Raw genomic sequence first — 19,468 nt, 5'->3', positions numbered from 1 at the left:
ATGCATCGTAAAGGCTTCTTGGTTGCGGGCGGCGCCGCATTAGCGGCGCTAGCCGCTCCCGCTCCCGCGCCCGCTCAATTTGCCCAGCAATTGACGATCGGCGTGAACGTGCCGCTCAGCGGCGACCTCATTCGCGAAGGCGAGCAGATCGCCGACGGCGTGCGCGCCGCGATTCAACAAAGTAACGGCCTCGGCGGCCCGCTCGGGCGCGTTTTCGGAATGCGGACGTTCGACGATATGGGCGCACTCGCGTCGGCGATTACCAACGTGCAGTTTGCCGCCGACGACCCGGCCATCATCGGGATGATCGGAAACCTCCAGGGTTCGGTGACGGTCGCAACGCTGCCTCAATACGGCAACGTGCAGATGCCGCTCGTGGTACCCGCGGCAACGGCCGATCGCATCACCGAACTCGGCTATCGCAACGTCTGGCGGCTGCCGACGAAAGATTCGGTTGAAGGCACGCTCTACGCGCGCCGCCTGGCGACGAGCGGCAAGCCCAAGAACGCGCTCGCGGTCACGCAGGATGGCGACTACGGCTTCGACGTGGCGCGCGGTTTCGTGGGCGCGGCCAAGGCCGCGGGCATGACCGCCGACGCGTACGTCTTCCCCTTCGACAAACCCGACTACGCGCTCGCGGCCAAGACGCTGCTCGCCAAGACTCCCGACTTCATCTATCTGTGCGGTAAAACCAAAGACATGGGGCCGCTGATTCCGGCCTTGCGCGCGGCGGGGTACGCCGGCGCCTTCGGCGGCTCCGATGGCTTTTACGATCCCGCGACGATCGCACATTACGGCGACAAACTCGGAGCGTTCATCTTATCGTCGTCGCTGCCGCCGCTCGATCGCGCGCCCGGAGTCTTTCAAGTGCTGCAAGACTTTCGCGCGCACGTCGGTCAGGTAACGCCGCTCTCGGCCTTCGGCTACGCGTCGGCGCAGATCATCATTTCCGCCGCGCAACGTACCGGCGCGACGAACCGGCTCGCGCTATCGAGCGCGTTGCGCGCGCCGGCCACCTATCAAACGCTCGTCGGCGACTTCCAGTTCAGCCCCACGGGCGATCCCATCGACCCCAACGTGTATTTCTATACGATCGCCGACGGAAAATTCAAGTTCGTGAAACCCGCGCACCCCAGCAGCTTCGTCCTCTAGCGCTCTAGCGAACGCCTTGGCGATCGCGCAGAACGGCGAGGTGATGCGCTACGCGCGCATTTGGTTGCTGCCGCGCGACCTGCTGGTCGTCTTCGAGCATTAGCACGAAGCGGAGTTTCCACGTGCCGAGCGCCAGCGCGAATTTAATTCCGAAGAGTTCCACGATCAGGCCTCCACACGGCGCCATTGAAGCACCGCAAGCGCGATATAGATCAGCAGCAGGACGAGCGTCGTCACGATTGCAGATTTGGCGGTGCCCGATACGAGCGTTAAGCCCGCATGCAGCGCAATCGTTCCGTTGGAAGAAAAGCTCGGCAAATAGACGAGCGGATTGAGCGTGTCCACCGTTCGCAGAACACCCGCAATCATTTGGCCGAGCATCGAATCACGGTGATGCGCCGAGAAGGCTCCTACCAAAATCGGCAGAACGAACGCGGCCGGCCACGCGGTTCCGACGACCGCGCCGCAGCCACGCTTGAGCGAAGCGCTCGCGGTAGTCAGCAACGCATACCAGGCCATCGGCACCGTGAAGGTGAGCACGATCGCCGTAAATCCGGCAGCGTCGAGATAGAAATGCGGTAACTGAAAGAGCAGATTGATCAATGCGAACACGATCACCGAGCCGACGATCGTGGCGGCGATGCCGGCCAGATCCACGGCGATCGCCCCGAGCGCGAAGCGATCGCGTGAGACGGGCTTGGTCCAGGCGAGCTCTAAGTGTCCCTCATTTTCGCGAGCGAGTGCGCAGGCGATGATCGTCGCAAAGATCAGCGCGAGCGGAACGGAGATACCGAAGAGCACCGCGATATCTTCGCGCGAGTTCGTATCGACCACGATCGTGCTCGTGTTCGAATTGGACTGCTCGTCCCAACTCATCGAGCCGATACTGAAGGTGCCGTGGCGATGCTGATCGCGGGCGACGGTTGTCGGTTCGACGATGACGATGTGCTTGCCATAGTAACCGCGATCGTCCATCGTCACGCGCGTTCCGTCCGACGGGTCGAAGATCTTGGTGCGAACGGTACCGTCGGCGAGATGCGTGGTGGTTACGCGCGCGCCCGTCGCGAACTGCGCCCGCGAAACCAACGCTTCGGGCGACGCCGCCGACGCGAGAATGATTCGCAAAACGATCGCCGCCAGCACGACGAGCCCGAGAATGATCGCGACGACGCGCAATCCGCGCAATACTCTAAGGACCTCGACGTAGTTCATCATGCGCCCTCCACGACGTCCGCCGTCTGCATCGAAGGATCGACGGCGTTGAGAAAAATGTCTTCTAAATTCAAATCGACGACGCGGACGCTCTGCGCGCCCCTGGCATTAAGCTCGCCGGCGATCGCATCGCTGCCGTTTTGCACCGTCAAGCGAAGAATGCGCCCGGTCTTTTCGACTCGCGTGACGCGCCCGTCGGAGGCGAACCCGTTGATCGAGAACGCGTCGCTCTCGAAGATGCCCTCGACGATTTTGCGTTCGTACTTAAGATCGTCGACGGCGCCCGTTAAGACCAACGATCCCTTCTGCAGAATCGCGATCTGCTCGGCCGCGCGTTCGACTTGGCCGATTTGGTGCGACGAGAAGACGATCGTCGTGCCCTGCGCGGCGGCGTCGATGATCAACTTGAGCACCGCTCGCTGATTGACGGGATCGAGCCCGCTCGTCGGCTCGTCGAGAACGAGAATGGCGGGTTCGACGGCGAAGGCAATGACGATCGCAAGCGCGGTGCGCATGCCTTTGGACATCGACCGCACGCGCTGGCGCGGGTCGAGGGCGAAGAGCGCGAGCAAGTCGGCCGCGCGTTTGGGATTGTAACGTGCGTAAGCCCGGCGCTGCATCTCCAAATGTTCGCGCACGGTCATCCATTCGTAGAGGACGCTTCGCTCGGGCACGTACGTCAGTTGCTCGAAGAGCGCGGGGACGAGCGGGCGGCCATCGTAGAGCACGCTGCCGGCCGTCGCTCGCGCGAGCCCGAGCATGCATTTGAAGGTCGTCGTTTTGCCCGAGCCGTTGGGACCGAGCAGACCGAAGACGCAGCCGCTGGGAATCTCGATAGTGACGTCGTCGAGCGCGCGAAACGCGCCGTACGACTTACTCAAACCGCGTATGGATATCGTACTCATGCTTCCTCCGGGAACCAGCGATCGAGCGCAGATGAAAAGAGACCGCGGGTCTGCTCGCGGGAAAGACCCACCGATTTTGCCTCGCGAACCGCGAGAACGAGCGCATCTTTTGCGACCGCGTCTGCGGCCGCTCGCGACGGCGCCTCCGCCGAGCCGTTATCGCGCACGAACGACCCGCGTCCGGGAGCGGTCTCGATGACGGAATCGCGTTCGAGGTCGCGATAGGCACGCGCAACGGTGTTTGGATTGATGGTGAGATCGAGTGCGAGTTGCTTTACCGTCGGGAGTTGCTCCCCGGATTGCAGGACGCCCAGAGCCACCGACCGCTTGACCTGCTCGATCAGCTGAAGGTAGATGGGGACGCCGCTTCGCGGGTCGACTGTGAAAATCGCGGGCATCTGCGCTTCCTCGACCGGCTAGACCTTGGGTCCCCAGCCAAGGAAGAGACCGCTTTGCGGGCGATCGAGCGGGAGCACCGGCCGGCGCGGCTCGTTCGCTAGAGCTGGGGTCGGGTTATATGGGCGTAGGGTCGTCATGGCTGAACCTCTTTCAAAAACCATCCCGTACTTCATACCAACGTGCTGTTGTACTAGTACACTAGTATAATAGCATGATTTATGCGGCCGTCAAGCCCCTCCGCTCGAGACGATGAAGGAAACGAGCGCTCGGAGCCGTGAGAAGCCTAACGTGCGCGAGCTTTTCTCGGGTCCGGCCTCGCTCGTCTTTCGCGGCGAGCGCACCGCCTTCGTCGTTACGCTGCTGCTGGCGCTGCCCGCGGCCGGGCTGATCGGCTTCTTCATTCACGAGGAACTCGGCATCTCGCAGGTAGCGCTCTTCCTCGTAGGTGCGATGCTCTATCTGACGCTCGCGCGCGGCCGGCTCGTGGGCAGCAGCGTGCGAATTCACGAGGCGCAGTACCCCGAACTCTTCGGCATAGTGAAGCGCTGCGCGGCGGCTTTGGAGTTGCCGCTACCGATGGTCTTCGTGCGTGAGGACTATCTCGTGCCCGTCGTTGCGGTCGGACTCGGCGAACCGTATTCGCTCATCATCTCTTCAACCTGGATCGAACACTTTCGCGATGACGAGATGACGTTTATGATCGGGCGCGAGCTCGGCCACATCGCATCGGGACACACGCGTTTTACCTCGCTGCTCTCGGTTAACGGGAACGAAAATCCGATCGTGGCCGTCATCTTCGGCGCGTTTCTGCGCCGTGCCGAATTGACGTGCGATCGCGTCGGTTTGCTGTGCTGCGGATCGCTCGACGCCGCGATGCGTGCCATCGCGATCGCGTCGTTTAGTAAGTTCGGCCGGAAGATCGACTACGCTCGTTTTGCCGAGCAGCACCGCGACGTTATGGCCGATCAAGTGCTGCGCTGGGGCGAGTGGCTAGGAGCCATGCCGTATGCCACGCACCGAATCGACGCCATGCGCTGGTTTATCGATTCGCATCTCTATCGCGTTCACGAAGAGTGGTTCTTGCGCGAGACGCCGGAGGAGCCGCCGGCGCTCCCACAAACCGGCGCGCTTCGCGTCGAGCGCAAGGATTGCGCGGGTTGGTGGCGGCGGCTGGCGGCCTTCGCCGTCGACTCGATCGTCGTTTTGGCGCTCGTGCAGACCGTCGGCTCGGGCATCACGCAAGTGCGTCACGAACAAACCGAGGCACCGGCCACGACCTCGACCGCCAAACACGCCCGTTCGACGAGTTCGCAGACCGCAGATCTGGGTCCGGTCATCGTTGGCCCAAACGGCGTGATCGTAAAGGACACCGCCAAGCCGAGCGATGCATGGCACATCGGCTGGCTGCAAGTTCCGGCGATCGTCCATGCGGTCACGGGTCCCGCACTCATGCCGCTGTATTTTATTTTGCTCGTTGCGATCGTCGGGCAGACGCCGGGGATGATGATCTCGGGGCTGCGCGTCGTCCGTCGCGATTTCGGCAAGCCGTTGCCGTGGCAGACCATCTGGCGCTACGTCGTCGCCACGCTGTTCTTCTGGATCATCATTCCGCTCAGCCCGTTCTCGCGCGTCTACCTGCACGACAAACTCTCCGGAACTCGCTTGATTAAGAACGAACGGGTCCTGGCGCGAATGAAATGACGGCTCGCTCGACGCGCTAGGCCGGGTTCTCCGTGTAGGCACGAAAGCGCGAGTCGCCTCGCACCGGATCCATGCGCGGATCCAAAGCGATGAGCGCCTTGTCGTCGCGATAGCGGCGCGTCTCGTTCTCTAACAATCGAAGCGCTTCGTCGCGCTGCCCCATCGCGATAAACGCCATCACGACGTCTTCCGGATCGGCACCGGCGCGACCGCCGACGGCGGACTGCGCGATCTTTAGCTCCGCGCGCGCGTCGCTAAAACGGTGCATCGCCGCATACGTGTGCGCCAGAAGCGCCGCCGCTTCGCTGCGCTGCCGCGCGAGCCTGCCGAAGGTCTTGTATGCGCCGACGGCCTGCGCGTACTGGCCCTTCGCTTCATACGCCAAGCCCATCACTTCGTAGGCGTCGAGGCGCTGCGGCGAGAGATCGAGGGTTTGATGCGCGTAGGCAATCGCCGGGCCGTAGTGCCGCGTCAAATACGCCGCTTGCGCCAGCCAATCGATGGTAGCGACCGAAAGCGGATCGAGTTTCGATGCGGTCGTGAGTTGCTCGTACGCGAGATCGCTGCGCCCTTGTATCAACAGGGAGATGCCGTACCACTGGTGCGCCGGCGCGTAGTCGGGGTCCAGCGCGATGGCGGCACGGTATTCCCGCTGCGCGTCGTCGCCCTTCATTAGCCGATCGTCGATCAGGCCGAGCGATGCGTGCGCCTGCGCGGAGCGATTGTCGACCGCCAACGCGCGGTCGGCAAACGCTCGAGCCTTTTGGAGATAGAACGCGTGCGAGCGCGTGCCGTATCCATAGTCGCCGACGATCGCATTCGCATCCGCCAGCGCCGCATAGCCAAGCGCGTTGCGTGGATCGGTCTTGGTGACGTTGGCGAAGTAACGCAAGCTGGTTCGCACGCCGGTTCGCGTGCGCAGGTTCCAGTAATAGCGGCCCATTGCATACAATCGCGCGCCGTCGGCGGAGAGGGTCGGCTGCACGTAGCCGTTGCTGCGGGCATGGCCGACGGCCAAACCGCCGAGCGTCACGAGGCCCGCCACGACCAGCGCCAGCGCGGCGAATGCGTATCGGCGAAGCGGCGCCGGATCGGCTTTTTTTACGACCGGCAGTTCGGGTTCGGGCGCGCGCGCCTCGGTGCGCTCTACGGAACTAACGGGTGCCACGAACCGATAGCCGCGACGCGGAACCGTGGCGATCGCGTCGAATGCCCACAGCGATTTGAGTGTTTTGCGAATGACGTAGATGTTTTGCGCGAGATTTGCTTCTTCGACAAAACCATCGGGCCAAACGCGATCGAGCAATTCAGTTTTGGAAAGCACGTCGCCCGGATGCTCGACGAGCGCGAGGAGCGTCTCCACGACTTTCGGGCCCAAAGCGAGCGGATCGCCTTGGTGAACGAGCAACAATCGCTGCGCGTCTAATCGAAAAGGACCGAATTCGTAGATGCTCATGGAGCGCCTCAGCTTTATCGTTTTTTTGATGGATTTCTCAAGACGGTCGTTCGCGGTTTGCGGTTAGACTCATACACGATGCGATCGATCTTGTCTCTTCTAACTACGGCCGTACTGGTTCTCGGTTTCACCGTCCGGGCGGGAGCCTTCGCGTCGGACGCTACCCAATTCGCGGGCGTCAAGGCCGCGCACCCCTTGCCGGCCGATCCGGCGCAGGCCGATCCGGCCTGGGCGGCCGGTCGGGTAGACCTCAAGGGCGGCTTCGAAAATCTCACTACGCGCGCGGCGGCCGGCCATACGACCACCGTCTCGCTTGAGTACGACGACCGGTATCTCTACGTCGGGTTTCACTGCGAACAGGCGGGCACCCCAATCGTCGCGACTCAGACCACCAACGACGTCGGCTTCGGCCTCGACGATTTCGTTGGAATCGGCATCGATACGAGCGGAAACGGATCGCAGAGCTACTTCTTCGAGGCCACGCCGCGCGGGGTTCGTTACGAGCAGGCAAGCGAGAACGCGCGCTACCGGCCCGCCTGGATCGCAACGGGAAGCATCCATGGCGGCGCCTGGGACGCCGTGCTGATCATCCCGCTCGACGCCCTACGCATCCACACGGGCTCGCCTCAGACCTGGCGCATCAACTTCCTGCGGAATCTCGCGGCCGTTGGCGAGCACTATACCTGGGCCTACAACGGCATCATGCAGGACGGCCCGGTCGGCAACGCCTGGCCGCAATTCGCCGACGCTCGCTTCTGGCCGGCGTGGGAAGGCCTGACGCTCGGCGGGCGCGGAAAAGCGGCGCGGCCGAAACCGCGGGCGGAGATCTACGGGCTCGAGAGCGCCGGGTTCGACCGCTCGCAATTCGCGCAGGCCGACGGCTCGTTTCGGTACCAGACCGTGCGCACGGCCGGCGTGGACCTGAGCGTACCGCTGACCAACACGATCAACTTCGTTGGCACGCTCAGTCCGGATTTTTCGAACGTCGAAATCGATCAGCAGACGATCGCCCCGCAAGAGTTCCGGCGAAACCTCCAAGAGTACCGGCCGTTCTTCTCGCAAGGCGCGACCTTCATCAACGCCAACAGCGTGCCCCTGGGCGGCTTCCTCGGCCCGCAAAACTCGGTCTTTTATTCGCCCGGCGTCGGACCGTTCGATCGGGGTGAAAAAATTGAAGGCACGTTCGGACGACAGTCCTTCGGCGTGCTGAATTTTCGCGGCTACGATCAAACGACCGGCAATACGTTCGACGACACGGCCTACGGATACAAACACTCGCTGCCGGATCGCACCTTTCTCTACTGGGCCGACGGCGTGCTCGCACATCACAGTTCGTTCGGCGATGACGCCACCACCGAATTCGGCGTGGGCGGACGCAACAACAAGACCGGCCTCGTCTACGGGGTGGATCACGCAATCGAGCGCGGTTCGTGGGTGCCGCAGGGCGTTGCCGCCAGCAGCAACGGTTTCGTGGACGTTCATAAACCGAACTACGAAGTCAATCTCGGCTACGCCGACCTCTCGCCGAATTACAATCCGCTCGACGGTTTCACGACCAACTCGGATATTCGCGGGTTCGGCGGATATGTGAATTTCGTCGGCACGACGCCGCAGGTGAAGAACTATACGCTCTTCATGACGGCGGACCGCTATCTCGATCGGTCGGGCGCCGTCCATCAGGCCGACGCCGGCGCGTTTTTCAACGCGACCTTCAAGAACGGGTTCTCGATCAACGGTGCCGGACCGACGATTAGCGAGTTACGCAGCTATTCGATCCTCGATCCGGCGGGGGCGCATACGACCTGTGCCGATCCGGCCTTACCGCGAACGTTCTTTACGGGTTTTCCGTCGTACTTCTGCGGACGCGACGTGGCATTTAATCTCATGGCTATCCCAGTCGGCTACCGCGACGGCACCCCCACGCCCATCGATGCGTCGGTCAACTACGGCCGCTTCGGGGACAATAATCTGCATCTGTACACGTTGAGCACCTCGCGCCCGATCGGGCGAATTCTCTCGTTGGGCCTCGAGTACGACGGCAGCTACGAACGCTCGCTCGCGACCGGCGCGCTCGATTCGCAATGGCTGCGGCGGGTATCGATCGGCGCGCAGCTAGGCGCCGATACGAACCTCACGCTCTCCCTGCGCAGCGTTAACGGCTTGGGCGGTTTCGTACCGCGGCCCGGAACCAACGTCGCCTTTGCATTTCATCGGCGCTTCGTCAATGGTAACGAGCTCTTCGTTAACTTCGGAACCCCCGCCAGCTATACGACCCTCGACCGCGTCATCGCCAAATACATCTTCCATTTTGGGGGCGATACCGGAACCTGAGGATTCGGGCCGCGGTTGTGAGCCCCATGACGGCGCGACGGGGGCGATTTTGGATTTTGCTCGCGACGATCTTAGGATCGAGTCTCGTCTTCGTGGACGGCACGGTCGTCTCGCTGGCGTTGCCGGCGATGCAAGAACAATTTCACGCAAGCGCCAGCGACGCGCAATGGATCGTCGAAGCCTATGCCATCGCGCTCGGCGCGCTGATGCTCTTGGGCGGCGCGCTCGGCGATCGCTACGGACGCCGGCGAGTCTTCCTCATCGGCGTCGCGATCTTCACGCTCGCATCGATTTGGTGCGGGCTGGCATCGAGCATGAACGTGGCCATTGCCGCGCGCGTGCTTCAGGGTATCGGCGGTATGCTGCTCGCGCCCGCGAGTCTCGCGTTGTTGAGCGCTCATTTCGAGGGTGAGGAGCGCGGCGCGGCGATCGGCACGTGGTCGGCGCTGACCGCGATCGCTACGACGATCGGCCCCGTGCTTGGCGGCGTATTGGTCGATCACTTCAGCTGGCGGGCGGTCTACTTCATCAACGTCCCGCTCGCAGCGATCGTCCTCGGCGCAACCCTGCACGCGGTGGACGAGAGTCGCGATACCCAAGCTCGCGGAGCGCTCGACCTGCCGGGCTCGGTTTTGGTGACCGCCGGTCTGGCCGGAGTCGTCTACGCCTTGATCGTGGCGCCACTCGAATCGTGGAGTTCGCCGCGCGTGATTCTTGCGATGTGCGGCGGCGCGTTAGCCCTCGCGGCATTCTTCTTCGTCGAACGCCGGGCGCACAATCCAATCGTTCCGCTCGCGCTCTTTGCGTCGTCGACGTTTGCGGGGGTTAACGCGGTAACGTTGCTCGTCTACGCGGCGCTCGGCGGCTCGCTCTACTTTCTTCCGTTTCTCATGATTCAAGTCCACGGGTACAGCGCCACCGCGACCGGTCTCGGCATGCTGCCGTTCGTCCTGGTGCTTTTCGTTCTTTCGAGACCCGCGGGGGCGATGCTGCCGCGTTTCGGGCCGCGCGCCATGCTGGCGGCGGGAACGCTCGTCATGACGGTCGCTTTTATCGCATTCGGCCTGCTCGAACGGAACGTCAGCTATTGGAGCAGTTTCTTCCCGGCGATCGCGCTGCTCGGCGTCGGCATGGGGATCATCGTCGCGCCGCTCACGACGACGGTGATGGATTCGGTCTCGCAAGAGCGCATGGGGACGGCTTCGGGAATCAATAGCGCCGTTTCGCGCATCGCCGGACTGCTCGCCGTCGCGGCCCTCGGCGCGGTGCTCTGGCAAGGGTTCAACGCCGGACTCGATCGGCGCGCGAACGCGGCGCATCTCACTCGCGTCCAGCGCTCCGCAATCGACGCGCAACGCATTCGCCTCTCCGCCGCCCGGTTTACCGACCCGCGCCTCGGCATCATCGTCCGCAGCGCGTATGCGGACGGGTTCGTTTTCGTCGCACTTGCGTGCGCGGTGTTTGCCGGCGTCGGTGCGGTTATTAGCCTGGTCGCGATACGCGGTAAAACACCGTGAGTATGACACTTTCTTTCACGGTGCGCTGAACAATCGTTATAACGATTGCACGCGTACGATCGTGTGAGAAACGTCGCATGAAACAAAAATCATATGTGCCGCGTAGTAACGGGTGTAGTCTGAGAAACGGAGCGCAGGGTGTTGCGTTCCGCGTAATAACAAAAAGAAAAGGGTAAAACTGTGAGTACCGCATCGAAGCCGCAAGCTTCGCAAGCGACCGATAAACAAGAACGGCCGACGATAACGTTCACGCACGTCATCACGACGGTGAGCACCGGCACGTTCGGCGGCTGGGGACCAAAAGTCAACAGCTCGTCCGGCATCATCAAGAGCTGGAATTAAGCAAAACTTAAGCTCTTTTACAGCCGGGCCTAAGATTTCACACGCATACTACGAATGCGTGATGAAAACGGGCGGAAACGTCCTCCACCGGATCCGCCCGTTCGACTCCTAACCTCGTAGAGTGCAAAAAGAACACCCGATGATGGCCTCCACCATCATCGGGTGTTCTTTTTATCGCGCCGTAGCGGCGCGGAGTAGTGGCGCAGCCCGGCGAAGGGGCATGAAAAGGAAAACGCAATGGTTCATGCAGATGCCCTCCAACGGAATTCGCGGGCCGTCGAAGCTCACTCGCTGGTGCGCTGCCCCTTTTCGGGCGTCATCGAATTCTCGGGATCGTTTTTTGAAGGGGATCGCGGATTTAGCATCTCCCCGATTGCGGCCGTTGCCGCCGCCGTGGAGCCGGGAACGCGCGCGGTTGACGACCTTACAGACGATGTGCGCCGGCACGATGCGCTGGAGCTTACCTGGACGCCGCGCCGGCCATGGTTCCCGCTCTTTGACGGGTTCGTGACCGTTCGCCCTCACTACCAAGGTGCGATGCTGACGATTTCCGGCACGTACGAACCGCCATTGCGCGCATTCGGGCGTGCGTTCGACGCAATCGTTGGTCGATTTCTCGCGCATCGGACGCTCCAGCGTCTCGTCGATGCGCTAGCACGACACGTAGAACGCGAGTGGGACCGCGACCGCGTTCCGCTTTCGCCGAGGAAATCGTGAAGATGCGCGCGCTCGCACTGGCCGTAGCGGCGCTCCTAACCGGATGCAGCGCGCATCGAAGTGACGTTAGCGTGCCGCAGGTTCACGCGGTTGTGTCGCAGACCTCGTCCGTTTCGAGGCCCACTCAGTCGGGGGACCCGTCACAACTTCCGCCGCTGGCAGACGGAGACCTTAACGTCAATCTCGTTTTGCTGGATCGGACGATCGAGATTGCCCCTGGACTGAACTATCATGCGTGGACGTTCAATGGAACGGTTCCCGGACCGGTGGTTCACGCGCGCGTGGGCCAACAGATCAACGTGTCGTTGACGAATAAATCGATGATGGGGCATTCGATCGATTTTCACTCCGCGCTCGCTCCCGCGGACATCGCGTATCAAACGATCGCTCCGGGACAAACCATCCATTATTCGTGGGTCGCAAGATACCCGGGCGTGTTCCTCTACCACTGTGGAACGCCGCCGGTCTTGGCCCACATCAGCAACGGGATGTATGGTGCGGTCGTGGTCGATCCAAAAGACGGCTGGGGCCCCGACGCGCGGGCCTACGTGTTATTGCAAAGCGAGTTCTACACGCACGCGCTTGAGGGACACCCGAACCAATACGTTGGGGATATGCAAAAAATGAAGAGTTCGATGCCCGACGTCGTAGAATTTAACGGCTCGGCTTTTCAATACATGCGCCGCCCGTTGCCCGTGGGCGTCGGCAAGTTGGTACGGCTCTTTATCGTCAATGCCGGTCCCTCACACTTTTCCGCGTTTCACGTCGTAGGCACCATCTTCGACCGGGTTGCCGTTGGAGGCAACCCGGAAAACACCATGCATGGCCTGCAAACGGTGACGATCGCCCCCGGCGACGGTGCGATGGCCGAATTTACCGTGCAACAGGCCAGTAGGTATCCGTTTGTAACGCATTCGTTCGGCGACGCGGATGCCGGCGCGATGGGGGCCTTCGACGCGCACTAGCCTTTCAGCTTACGTAGGGCTCGTGCGGGGCGACCGGCTGCAGGATGCGATCGACTTCCGCGAACACGGTTGGATCGAGGCGTAGATCGCCGGCGGCGGCGTTGTCGTCCACGTGCTCGGCCTTCGTTGCGCCGACGATGACGCTGGTTACGGCCGGTTGGCGCAGGCACCACGCAAGCGCGAGCTGCGCGAGCGAGACGCCGGCGCTCTTTGCAATCGGTTTGAGCTGCTGCACGGCATCGAGTACCGGCTGCGTGAAGTAGTCTTCCATCATTTCTTTATTGGCACCGGCCGCGCGCGTTCCCGACGGCGGGTTTTTCGCATCGGTGTATTTGCCGGTAAGAATCCCCATAGCGAGCGGAGACCAGACGACGTTGCCTATGCCGTATCGTTCGGATACCGGCAACACGCGGTCTTCGATACGGCGCCAAAGCGCGCTGTATTGCGGCTGGTTACTGATCGGCACCGCCCATCCGCGCGCCCGGCAGAGTGCGACGGCCGCGCCGATTTGGTCGGCGTTCCATTCCGACGTACCCCAGTAGAGCACCTTACCGGCCCGCACGAGGTCGTTCATCATCTCGCAGGTTTCTTCGAGCGGCGTGGTCGTGTCGTACCGATGGCATTGGTAAAGATCGATGTAGTCGACCTGCAGACGGCGCAGCGAGTGATGCAGCTGGTCGTGGATATGTTTGCGAGAAAGACCGCGCTCGTTGACCGTCTCGCCCATCGAGAAATAGACTTTGGTCGCGAGCACGAGGGCGTCGCGGTTAAGCTCTTTGAGTACGGGGCCCAAAACCTCTTCGGCGGCGCCGCGCGCGTACACGTTCGCGGTATCGATGAAATTGATGCCGCGTTCCCACGCCCGCAGAACGCAGGCGCGAGCGATGTCGCGCTCGACGCTGCTGCCGTAGGTCAGCCACGAGCCGAGGCCAACGACGGAAAGTTTGAGGCCCGATTGGCCGAGCGTACGGTATTGCATCGAAACGAGATCTCCTTATTTACGAGGTATTTAGGATGGAACGATGATTCGAACTGCGCGCGGGAGCGATTCAAAGATGGCGGGCGTCTTCCCGGCGGGTTCGCCATCGGCGCTAACGTGGTGCGGATGGTGAGTGCGCACGACGAAGCGCGAGGAACGCCGATGACGCAGGCCGTCAACCGACGCGCCGTCGCGCGCGAATGCCGAACGCACGATCGGCACGATGCCCAGCCAATTCGTGACCTCAACGCTAAAAAGATCGAGCAGCCCGTCGTCGAGCGTACTGCCCGGTACTTCGATCAACCCGCCGAAGCGATTGCTGTTTGCAACGGTGAGTTGGACGGTGCGAAAGCGATCGGTCCGATGTTCGTAGTCTACTTGGGCGTAGAATGGGCGGTGCTGCGCGAGCGTCTGCAGGGTCGTGCCGACGACGCCGAAAAACCCGAAGCGCCTTTTGACCTCCGGCGTCTGCTTGCGGGCGATGCGGGTCGAGAGCCCGATGCTCGCTTCGTTCACGAAATACACGCCGTTGACGCGTCCGACGTCGATTTCACGGGTCGCACCCGCCGCGACGGCCGCACAGGCGGCGTCGACCTCGAGCGGAATGCCGAGCGTGCGCGCGAGATCGTTGAACGTACCCAGCGGTACGATCCCAAGCGGCACCCCGGCCGCGATCGCCGCGGCGATCGTCGAGACGATCGTTCCGTCGCCTCCGGCCGCCACGATCGCGTCGTAGCGCTCGTCCTCGGCCAACTCGACGCCCCGCTGCCCGAAGGCCGTTCGCACCGCGTCGGCCGACTCGGCGCCGCGCCGGGACTTTTCGTTGAGGATGAGCCGGATACGCATGGGTCTCTTTACCCCTTTGGCCGCGGCCGCTCCGCCCGGCGCAAACTTTTGTGCGCGCTCGGCCGTTGAGGAGGTATGAGACAGTTTGCTGCGATTCTCTGCGCCACGCTGGGCTTTGCGCTTTTGGGAGCCGCCGCAACACCGGCCCCCGATGCGGCGGCCAAGCCGGCCATCGTCGTACACATGAAAAATTTCGCCTTTAGTCCGGCCAAGGTTTCGATCAAATCCGGGCAAACCGTCGAGTGGATCAACGACGATAGCGTCCAACACTCCGCAACCGCCGACGACCATTCTTGGAACTCGGGCGAACTCGCACAAGGTGCATCGTGGAGCAAAACCTTCACCGCCGCCGGCACCTACACGTACTACTGCGACGACCACGAATTCATGAAGGCCGAAATCGACGTTAAGTGAGCACGTCCTCCCGCGCTTGCGCAGCGGCCGCGAGTTTGAGGACCGTGTTCCAGTTTCGTCCGGTACCGTGCGTTTCGAGGCGGCGTTCGATGAGCGTCGCGGTTAAACGAGACTCGCCGATGCCGTCGGGATATACGATATAGGCGGTCTGGCCATCGACTTGCGCGAGTTCGCGGCCGGGAATGGCGGCTTGCAGCGCCTTTGCAGCGGCGGCGCTCGGCGCGTCTTTTAGGCTCAGCACGACGAGATGACCCGGATCGCGTTCGGCTTGCGCGTGAAATGGGTTACGCGCGACGATGCGTTTCCACTGGGCGTTCGAGCGAACGAAGAACTGCGTCGCGATTCCCAAACGTTCTTTCGCCTGCTCTTCAAATAGGCGCTCCAGCGCGTCGTTCGAGCGCCCGTCGCTTCGAAAGACCAGATTGCCGCTCTGCAGCAGCGTGCGAACGCCGGTGAATCCTAGCTGCTCTGCGAACGCGCGCAGATCCGACATGGCGATCTTTTTCGTTCCGCCGACGTTGACCGCGCGAAGAAGCGCGATGACCGCAGTACCTTCCATTCCGCCCCGATTCGCTCCAAGCACTGCGGCAGCCTCGGCGAGGGTAGTGAGATCGCATACGGATTTTCGGCGGACCGAAACCCGCTCATCAGGGCATTTGAGACCGCTGTATATTCAAGTCTTTTTGATATTGGTTCGTGATTGTCACTCATTATGAGACTGGGCACAGATGGACGGGTGGGGGGTCGCATTGCAGCAAAGAGGTGTAAAATGAAGTGGCTCATCGTTGTTTTACTACTTTTGATACCAACCACCGCTGATGCGATCGTCATCCGAGACGATGTACCCGATACAAATTATCGAGTTGCCGCGTCCGCGTTTCCGGCGCTGGTCGACCTTCCGTACGAAGGGCAAGGCGTTTTGATCGCGCCGCAGTGGGTCGTTACCGCAGCTCACGCGGTAACGTGGCAGACGGACATGGGAATGAAAGTACGAGAAGTAACGATCGAAGGCGTCCCACGCGCGGTGGAGCGTGTGATTGTGTACCCGGGATATAAGAATCTCCCCAACGAGCTTATCGCCAGTGCGCTGAAAACGGGCAACGCGTCGGAGGCGATGAAGTTCCACCTGTTGTCCAACGACATCGCACTTTTGAAACTGGCCACGCCGGCGCGCGACGTAACGCCCGCGCAACTATTCACGGGCGACGCGCAGGTGGGCGACGTCGTCGAAATCATCGGCAAAGGCGCGACGGGCACAGGTCTCACTGGTTTTGGCTCAGGATCGTCTCACCGTACGGCGCTCCGTCGAGCGTTCACGCGGCTTTCAAGCGTTCAAACCCGCTGGCTCGCATACACCTTCGAAAAGCCGCCCGCAGCGCTTCCACTCGAAGGCATGGCCGGAAGCGGAGACAGCGGGGGCCCCGTTCTTGTAAACGTGCACGGTCAATGGCAAGTGGCTGCACTCGCTTCCTTCAAATTCGTCAATGGCGATGCGCGAACGTTTCATGACGGACGCTACGGCACCACAACGTACAACGTTCGCGTCAGCCACTACAAGACGTGGATTGATTCAACAATGAAGTGAACTCCACGCTTAGGCGATGCTTGTCGCGACGGATAAATGACGCCGCACATTGAAGGCTCCCCGCCATGTCGATCGGTTTTATCACATCTGCGGAGCTTGGGAGCATCACGGACGACGACGCCTTAGTCGTCGCGGCACTCGCGCAAAGCGGCATCGCCGTGCGCCCGGTCTGCTGGGACGCAGGCGACCCCGAGCATCTCGATGCCTTGGTCTTGCGTTCGCCCTGGAACTATCATCTCGACCCGGAAACGTTTCTCGGTTGGGTCGATCGAGCCGGCAGTTCCATGCTCCTGTGCAACGACCCCGACACCGTGCGCTGGAACGCTCACAAGGGCTATCTCTTCGAGCTGCAGCGCGCCGGCATTCCGATTGCCGACACGGTTTTGTGCGAGCAACACGCGACCCACGACCTGCGGGCCATCATGGAAGAACGCACCTGGAATCAAGTCGTCGTCAAACCGGCTATCTCCGCGAGTTCGTTTATGACCACGATCGTCGGTCTTCCAGCGCACGAAACGCACCGCGCGGACGATCTCGAAGGACGGATCGTAGAAGACGGCCAGCATCTGCTCGACGAGATTCTCGAAACGCGCGACGCATTGATCCAGCCTTTCATGCCGGAGATACTGAATCGCGGCGAGCGCTGCCTCATTTTTATCGACGGCCGGTTCTCGCACGCGGTGCAGAAAGCGCCGTTTACCGACGTCGGCGGCGGCGGCCAGGCGGCGACCGCAGAACCGCAAGAGATTGCGCTCGGGGAACGGGCGCTCGCGGTACTTGCGCAACGCCCGCTCTATGCGCGCGTCGACCTGCTCCGCGATACCAATGGCATCGACCGCCTGATGGAACTCGAACTCATCGATCCCGAATTGTACCTGCGCTTCGATCCCGATTCGGCACACCGGTTCGCCACCGCCCTAATTCAGCGACTGGATCGGCACGGGTGAACGAAATTACGAGTCTGGGCAGCGAGGAGCATGTGGAGCGTCGCGGGACGGCGGGTCGACCCGGTTCTGATCGCAGAGCTTGCAGTATATCGGACGAGATAGTATAGTATACCGGGAGGTATAGTACAGTATGTCGTCCGATATATCGTTTTATCAAGAAGAACTCTGGCAGCTGCCTGCCCCAGTGCTATTTGGAACGCGAATGCGGACAGCCTTACTCATGCTGATCGCCGTCCTCGAGCAGACCTATCCTGCGGAGATTAGCCGATACCTTCGGTCCACTATCCCGGCCGTCCAGCGAACGCTCGATAAGCTTGAGGAGGAGGGCATAGTCGCTAGCCGCCAGCTCGCGGTACGAACGGTCACGCTCAATCCGAACTATCCCGCCTTTCGCGAACTTCGGGCGCTCTTGCTGCGTCTTGCAGAGGGCTACCGCCAATATCAAATCGTCAAGGAATCGCGGCGGACGCGACCTCGCCGGCGGGGAAAGCCGCTGTGATTACCCGCGAAAGCACGCTCGCCGATGTATGCTTCGCTGCGTCGCAAGCGCTCGAAGCGCGCGGCATTACCGCCATTCTTACCGGCGGCAGCGCAGCCAGTGTTTATGCGCCGCACGCCTATGCTTCGCACGACGCGGATTTCGTTCTCCCGGGCGATGAACCGCTTGAGGATGCCGGCGGCGCGCTCCTTTCCATCGGTTTCAAACGTGACGGAAAATCGCGCATCTTCGTGCATCCTGACACCAGTTTTACGATCGACTTTCCACGTGGTCCGCTTGCGGTCGGCGGCGACTACGTGCATGAGACCGCGACCATTACGAACGCAGAAACGACCTTGCGACTTCTTTCGCCTGTGGATTGCGTGCGCGACCGCCTAGCGCACTTCTACCACTGGGACGACTTCACCGCGCTCAACGCCGCCGTTGCCGTCGCCGTCGCGTACATCGACACAATCGATATGGATCTGTTGCATACTTGGTCTAAGCGCGAGGATAGTCTCGCTAAATTCACTGAGTTTGAGCGGCGCGTTGCGCTAGCCAGTTCACCCTAGTGCAGAGTGCGGATCATCCTGCGTTCGTTATCGATGATGGCGTCGTCAACGGTCGCAGCTCGTGACGAGAGCGCACTAGCGAGCGGGCGATTCGTTGAGCGCGATGGCCGCGCGAACGAGCGCCTCGAATGCGCTCTCATCGATCTGATCGCCTTCGTGAAGATCGATGGCGCGCCGGACGTTGCCCTCAAGGCTCGAGTTGAACAGCCGCTTCGGATCCTTGAGCCGCGCACCCTTGGCGAAGGTCAGCTTAACGATGCTCTTGTAGGTCTCGCCCGTGCATATCTGTCCGTCGTGAGACCAGACGGGCACCCCGCGCCACTTCCACTCCTCAGCAACGTCGGGGTCTGCACGCTTGATGAGTTTGCGGATCTTTGAGAGCGTCTCGCCTCTCCAATCGCCCAACTCCTTGATTCGCGCGTCGATGAGCGCGGAGGGAGACTCACCGCTTTTCGGGTTGTCGATCTTCTTCATCTCGCGCCCCTTTTGCATAGATCGTATCGCATCCGCTTGCCATTACCCCTTCGGCGGTTGCCGCAAGCCCACGATCGAACCGTTGGGTCTTTAACGCTCGCGACCAGCAGTCGGTAGGCGACATCGGTAATCTCTTGCACGACGGTACCGCCCGCGGCTACGAGCGCCTTCAGGCTCGCTGCGATGTCGCTCACCGTCCAATACGCAAGCGCCATCGGCTCGTGTTTATCGCCGCCCGGAACGAGCCCGATTTCCATGTCGCCGCTCCTGTAGCCGACGTACCTGGCCGAATCGACGTACGGATCGGCACCGATAAGCTCGGCAAAGAAACGCTTGGCTTTGGTCAGGTCGGCAACCGCGTAGGTGATAAGGGAAACGTCCATCAAGATCTCATACTCCTTCTACCACTATGACGGATCGAGCGCGGTGAAACGCCGCACTCGCACAATCGGTCATCGAACGCTCACCACCCGCCT

General features: G+C 61.7%; 22 protein-coding genes. 12 read left to right on the top strand and 10 right to left on the bottom strand.

The features are described 5' to 3' along the window. Entirely contained in the window at nucleotides 1–1,152 is a 1,152-nt protein-coding gene (locus VIG32_02515) for a branched-chain amino acid ABC transporter substrate-binding protein (protein HEY8296877.1), read from the top strand. A gap of 4 nt (nucleotides 1,153–1,156) precedes the next feature. On the opposite strand, the gene VIG32_02510 is transcribed toward VIG32_02515, so the two are convergent. The 4 genes from VIG32_02510 to VIG32_02495 are packed head-to-tail and all read right to left on the bottom strand — an operon-like array spanning nucleotide 1,157 to nucleotide 3,667. Further along, complete coding sequence (locus VIG32_02510) at nucleotides 1,157–1,315, bottom strand: hypothetical protein (GenBank protein HEY8296876.1); 159 nt, start codon at nucleotides 1,313–1,315, stop codon at nucleotides 1,157–1,159. 2 nt (nucleotides 1,316–1,317) lie between these two features. Continuing rightward, nucleotides 1,318–2,367, bottom strand: a complete 1,050-nt coding sequence (locus VIG32_02505; protein HEY8296875.1) for a hypothetical protein — start codon at nucleotides 2,365–2,367, stop codon at nucleotides 1,318–1,320. Next, nucleotides 2,364–3,269 carry an ABC transporter ATP-binding protein gene (locus VIG32_02500; protein HEY8296874.1) on the bottom strand — a complete coding sequence of 302 codons (906 nt, stop codon included), beginning with the start codon at nucleotides 3,267–3,269 and terminating at the stop codon, nucleotides 2,364–2,366. The genes VIG32_02505 and VIG32_02500 overlap by 4 nt, the downstream gene beginning before the upstream one ends. Then, nucleotides 3,266–3,667: a GntR family transcriptional regulator gene (locus VIG32_02495; GenBank protein ID HEY8296873.1), complete on the bottom strand. Its 402-nt coding sequence runs from the start codon at nucleotides 3,665–3,667 to the stop codon at nucleotides 3,266–3,268. The genes VIG32_02500 and VIG32_02495 overlap by 4 nt, the downstream gene beginning before the upstream one ends. A gap of 289 nt (nucleotides 3,668–3,956) precedes the next feature. Between VIG32_02495 and VIG32_02490 the strand changes: the two genes are divergently transcribed. Then, nucleotides 3,957–5,369: an RDD family protein gene (locus tag VIG32_02490; protein HEY8296872.1), complete on the top strand. Its 1,413-nt coding sequence runs from the start codon at nucleotides 3,957–3,959 to the stop codon at nucleotides 5,367–5,369. A gap of 16 nt (nucleotides 5,370–5,385) precedes the next feature. Here the strand turns inward: VIG32_02490 and VIG32_02485 are convergent, their stop codons facing one another. Then, entirely contained in the window at nucleotides 5,386–6,825 is a 1,440-nt protein-coding gene (locus VIG32_02485) for a winged helix-turn-helix domain-containing protein (GenBank protein HEY8296871.1), read from the bottom strand. Between the two features lie 78 nt (nucleotides 6,826–6,903). Here VIG32_02485 and VIG32_02480 point away from each other — a divergent pair, with 78 nt between their 5' ends. From VIG32_02480 to VIG32_02460, 5 genes are all read left to right on the top strand, one after another. Further along, complete coding sequence (locus VIG32_02480; GenBank protein ID HEY8296870.1) at nucleotides 6,904–9,156, top strand: hypothetical protein; 2,253 nt, start codon at nucleotides 6,904–6,906, stop codon at nucleotides 9,154–9,156. Nucleotides 9,157–9,182: 26 nt separating this feature from the next. Continuing rightward, the gene (locus tag VIG32_02475) at nucleotides 9,183–10,673 is read left to right on the top strand and encodes an MFS transporter (GenBank protein HEY8296869.1); all 1,491 of its coding nucleotides are present in this window, start codon (nucleotides 9,183–9,185) and stop codon (nucleotides 10,671–10,673) included. 180 nt (nucleotides 10,674–10,853) lie between these two features. After that, entirely contained in the window at nucleotides 10,854–11,015 is a 162-nt protein-coding gene (locus VIG32_02470) for a hypothetical protein (GenBank protein ID HEY8296868.1), read from the top strand. 294 nt (nucleotides 11,016–11,309) lie between these two features. After that, nucleotides 11,310–11,732, top strand: a complete 423-nt coding sequence (locus VIG32_02465; GenBank protein HEY8296867.1) for a hypothetical protein — start codon at nucleotides 11,310–11,312, stop codon at nucleotides 11,730–11,732. 2 nt (nucleotides 11,733–11,734) lie between these two features. Beyond that, entirely contained in the window at nucleotides 11,735–12,697 is a 963-nt protein-coding gene (locus VIG32_02460; GenBank protein ID HEY8296866.1) for a multicopper oxidase domain-containing protein, read from the top strand. 4 nt (nucleotides 12,698–12,701) lie between these two features. Here the strand turns inward: VIG32_02460 and VIG32_02455 are convergent, their stop codons facing one another. Together VIG32_02455 and VIG32_02450 are read right to left on the bottom strand one after the other, a co-directional pair. Beyond that, complete coding sequence (locus tag VIG32_02455; protein ID HEY8296865.1) at nucleotides 12,702–13,676, bottom strand: aldo/keto reductase family protein; 975 nt, start codon at nucleotides 13,674–13,676, stop codon at nucleotides 12,702–12,704. A gap of 30 nt (nucleotides 13,677–13,706) precedes the next feature. After that, nucleotides 13,707–14,522: a YegS/Rv2252/BmrU family lipid kinase gene (locus VIG32_02450; GenBank protein ID HEY8296864.1), complete on the bottom strand. Its 816-nt coding sequence runs from the start codon at nucleotides 14,520–14,522 to the stop codon at nucleotides 13,707–13,709. A 75-nt stretch (nucleotides 14,523–14,597) separates the two neighbouring features. Here VIG32_02450 and VIG32_02445 point away from each other — a divergent pair, with 75 nt between their 5' ends. Continuing rightward, nucleotides 14,598–14,936 carry a cupredoxin family copper-binding protein gene (locus tag VIG32_02445; protein ID HEY8296863.1) on the top strand — a complete coding sequence of 113 codons (339 nt, stop codon included), beginning with the start codon at nucleotides 14,598–14,600 and terminating at the stop codon, nucleotides 14,934–14,936. On the opposite strand, the gene VIG32_02440 is transcribed toward VIG32_02445, so the two are convergent. Then, nucleotides 14,929–15,495 carry a DUF1697 domain-containing protein gene (locus VIG32_02440; protein ID HEY8296862.1) on the bottom strand — a complete coding sequence of 189 codons (567 nt, stop codon included), beginning with the start codon at nucleotides 15,493–15,495 and terminating at the stop codon, nucleotides 14,929–14,931. The genes VIG32_02445 and VIG32_02440 overlap by 8 nt on opposite strands. A 210-nt stretch (nucleotides 15,496–15,705) precedes the next feature. Between VIG32_02440 and VIG32_02435 the strand changes: the two genes are divergently transcribed. The 4 genes from VIG32_02435 (at nucleotide 15,706) to VIG32_02420 (ending at nucleotide 18,518) form a co-directional block, all read left to right on the top strand. Further along, a complete protein-coding gene (locus VIG32_02435) occupies nucleotides 15,706–16,521 on the top strand; it encodes a trypsin-like serine protease (GenBank protein ID HEY8296861.1) in 816 nt (271 codons plus the stop codon). A gap of 65 nt (nucleotides 16,522–16,586) precedes the next feature. Further along, the gene (locus tag VIG32_02430; GenBank protein ID HEY8296860.1) at nucleotides 16,587–17,468 is read left to right on the top strand and encodes a hypothetical protein; all 882 of its coding nucleotides are present in this window, start codon (nucleotides 16,587–16,589) and stop codon (nucleotides 17,466–17,468) included. Between the two features lie 202 nt (nucleotides 17,469–17,670). Next, a complete protein-coding gene (locus tag VIG32_02425) occupies nucleotides 17,671–17,967 on the top strand; it encodes a MarR family transcriptional regulator (protein ID HEY8296859.1) in 297 nt (98 codons plus the stop codon). Then, nucleotides 17,964–18,518, top strand: coding sequence for a hypothetical protein (locus tag VIG32_02420; GenBank protein ID HEY8296858.1), 555 nt, complete (start codon nucleotides 17,964–17,966; stop codon nucleotides 18,516–18,518). The genes VIG32_02425 and VIG32_02420 overlap by 4 nt, the downstream gene beginning before the upstream one ends. A gap of 75 nt (nucleotides 18,519–18,593) precedes the next feature. On the opposite strand, the gene VIG32_02415 is transcribed toward VIG32_02420, so the two are convergent. After that, entirely contained in the window at nucleotides 18,594–18,992 is a 399-nt protein-coding gene (locus tag VIG32_02415) for a DUF1801 domain-containing protein (GenBank protein HEY8296857.1), read from the bottom strand. After that, nucleotides 18,989–19,375: a VOC family protein gene (locus tag VIG32_02410; GenBank protein HEY8296856.1), complete on the bottom strand. Its 387-nt coding sequence runs from the start codon at nucleotides 19,373–19,375 to the stop codon at nucleotides 18,989–18,991. The genes VIG32_02415 and VIG32_02410 overlap by 4 nt, the downstream gene beginning before the upstream one ends. Nucleotides 19,376–19,468: the final 93 nt, after the last annotated feature.

This window comes from Candidatus Baltobacteraceae bacterium, from assembly GCA_036559195.1.
GTDB lineage: Bacteria > Vulcanimicrobiota > Vulcanimicrobiia > Vulcanimicrobiales > Vulcanimicrobiaceae > JALYTZ01.
This window is presented reverse-complemented; position numbering and strand designations above follow the sequence as displayed.

What these genes read in the sequence shown, in the direction of transcription:
- VIG32_02455 (HEY8296865.1), bottom strand. Translation starts at nt 13,676, where the DNA reads ATGCAATACCGTACGCTCGGCCAATCGGGCCTCAAACTTTCCGTCGTT.
- VIG32_02415 (HEY8296857.1), bottom strand. Translation starts at nt 18,992, where the DNA reads ATGAAGAAGATCGACAACCCGAAAAGCGGTGAGTCTCCCTCCGCGCTC.
- VIG32_02480 (HEY8296870.1), top strand. Translation starts at nt 6,904, where the DNA reads ATGCGATCGATCTTGTCTCTTCTAACTACGGCCGTACTGGTTCTCGGT.
- VIG32_02435 (HEY8296861.1), top strand. Translation starts at nt 15,706, where the DNA reads ATGAAGTGGCTCATCGTTGTTTTACTACTTTTGATACCAACCACCGCT.
- VIG32_02495 (HEY8296873.1), bottom strand. Translation starts at nt 3,667, where the DNA reads ATGCCCGCGATTTTCACAGTCGACCCGCGAAGCGGCGTCCCCATCTAC.
- VIG32_02425 (HEY8296859.1), top strand. Translation starts at nt 17,671, where the DNA reads ATGCGGACAGCCTTACTCATGCTGATCGCCGTCCTCGAGCAGACCTAT.
- VIG32_02485 (HEY8296871.1), bottom strand. Translation starts at nt 6,825, where the DNA reads ATGAGCATCTACGAATTCGGTCCTTTTCGATTAGACGCGCAGCGATTG.
- VIG32_02475 (HEY8296869.1), top strand. Translation starts at nt 9,183, where the DNA reads ATGACGGCGCGACGGGGGCGATTTTGGATTTTGCTCGCGACGATCTTA.
- VIG32_02440 (HEY8296862.1), bottom strand. Translation starts at nt 15,495, where the DNA reads ATGGAAGGTACTGCGGTCATCGCGCTTCTTCGCGCGGTCAACGTCGGC.
- VIG32_02410 (HEY8296856.1), bottom strand. Translation starts at nt 19,375, where the DNA reads ATGGACGTTTCCCTTATCACCTACGCGGTTGCCGACCTGACCAAAGCC.
- VIG32_02450 (HEY8296864.1), bottom strand. Translation starts at nt 14,522, where the DNA reads ATGCGTATCCGGCTCATCCTCAACGAAAAGTCCCGGCGCGGCGCCGAG.
- VIG32_02445 (HEY8296863.1), top strand. Translation starts at nt 14,598, where the DNA reads ATGAGACAGTTTGCTGCGATTCTCTGCGCCACGCTGGGCTTTGCGCTT.
- VIG32_02430 (HEY8296860.1), top strand. Translation starts at nt 16,587, where the DNA reads ATGTCGATCGGTTTTATCACATCTGCGGAGCTTGGGAGCATCACGGAC.
- VIG32_02460 (HEY8296866.1), top strand. Translation starts at nt 11,735, where the DNA reads ATGCGCGCGCTCGCACTGGCCGTAGCGGCGCTCCTAACCGGATGCAGC.
- VIG32_02500 (HEY8296874.1), bottom strand. Translation starts at nt 3,269, where the DNA reads ATGAGTACGATATCCATACGCGGTTTGAGTAAGTCGTACGGCGCGTTT.
- VIG32_02505 (HEY8296875.1), bottom strand. Translation starts at nt 2,367, where the DNA reads ATGATGAACTACGTCGAGGTCCTTAGAGTATTGCGCGGATTGCGCGTC.
- VIG32_02515 (HEY8296877.1), top strand. Translation starts at nt 1, where the DNA reads ATGCATCGTAAAGGCTTCTTGGTTGCGGGCGGCGCCGCATTAGCGGCG.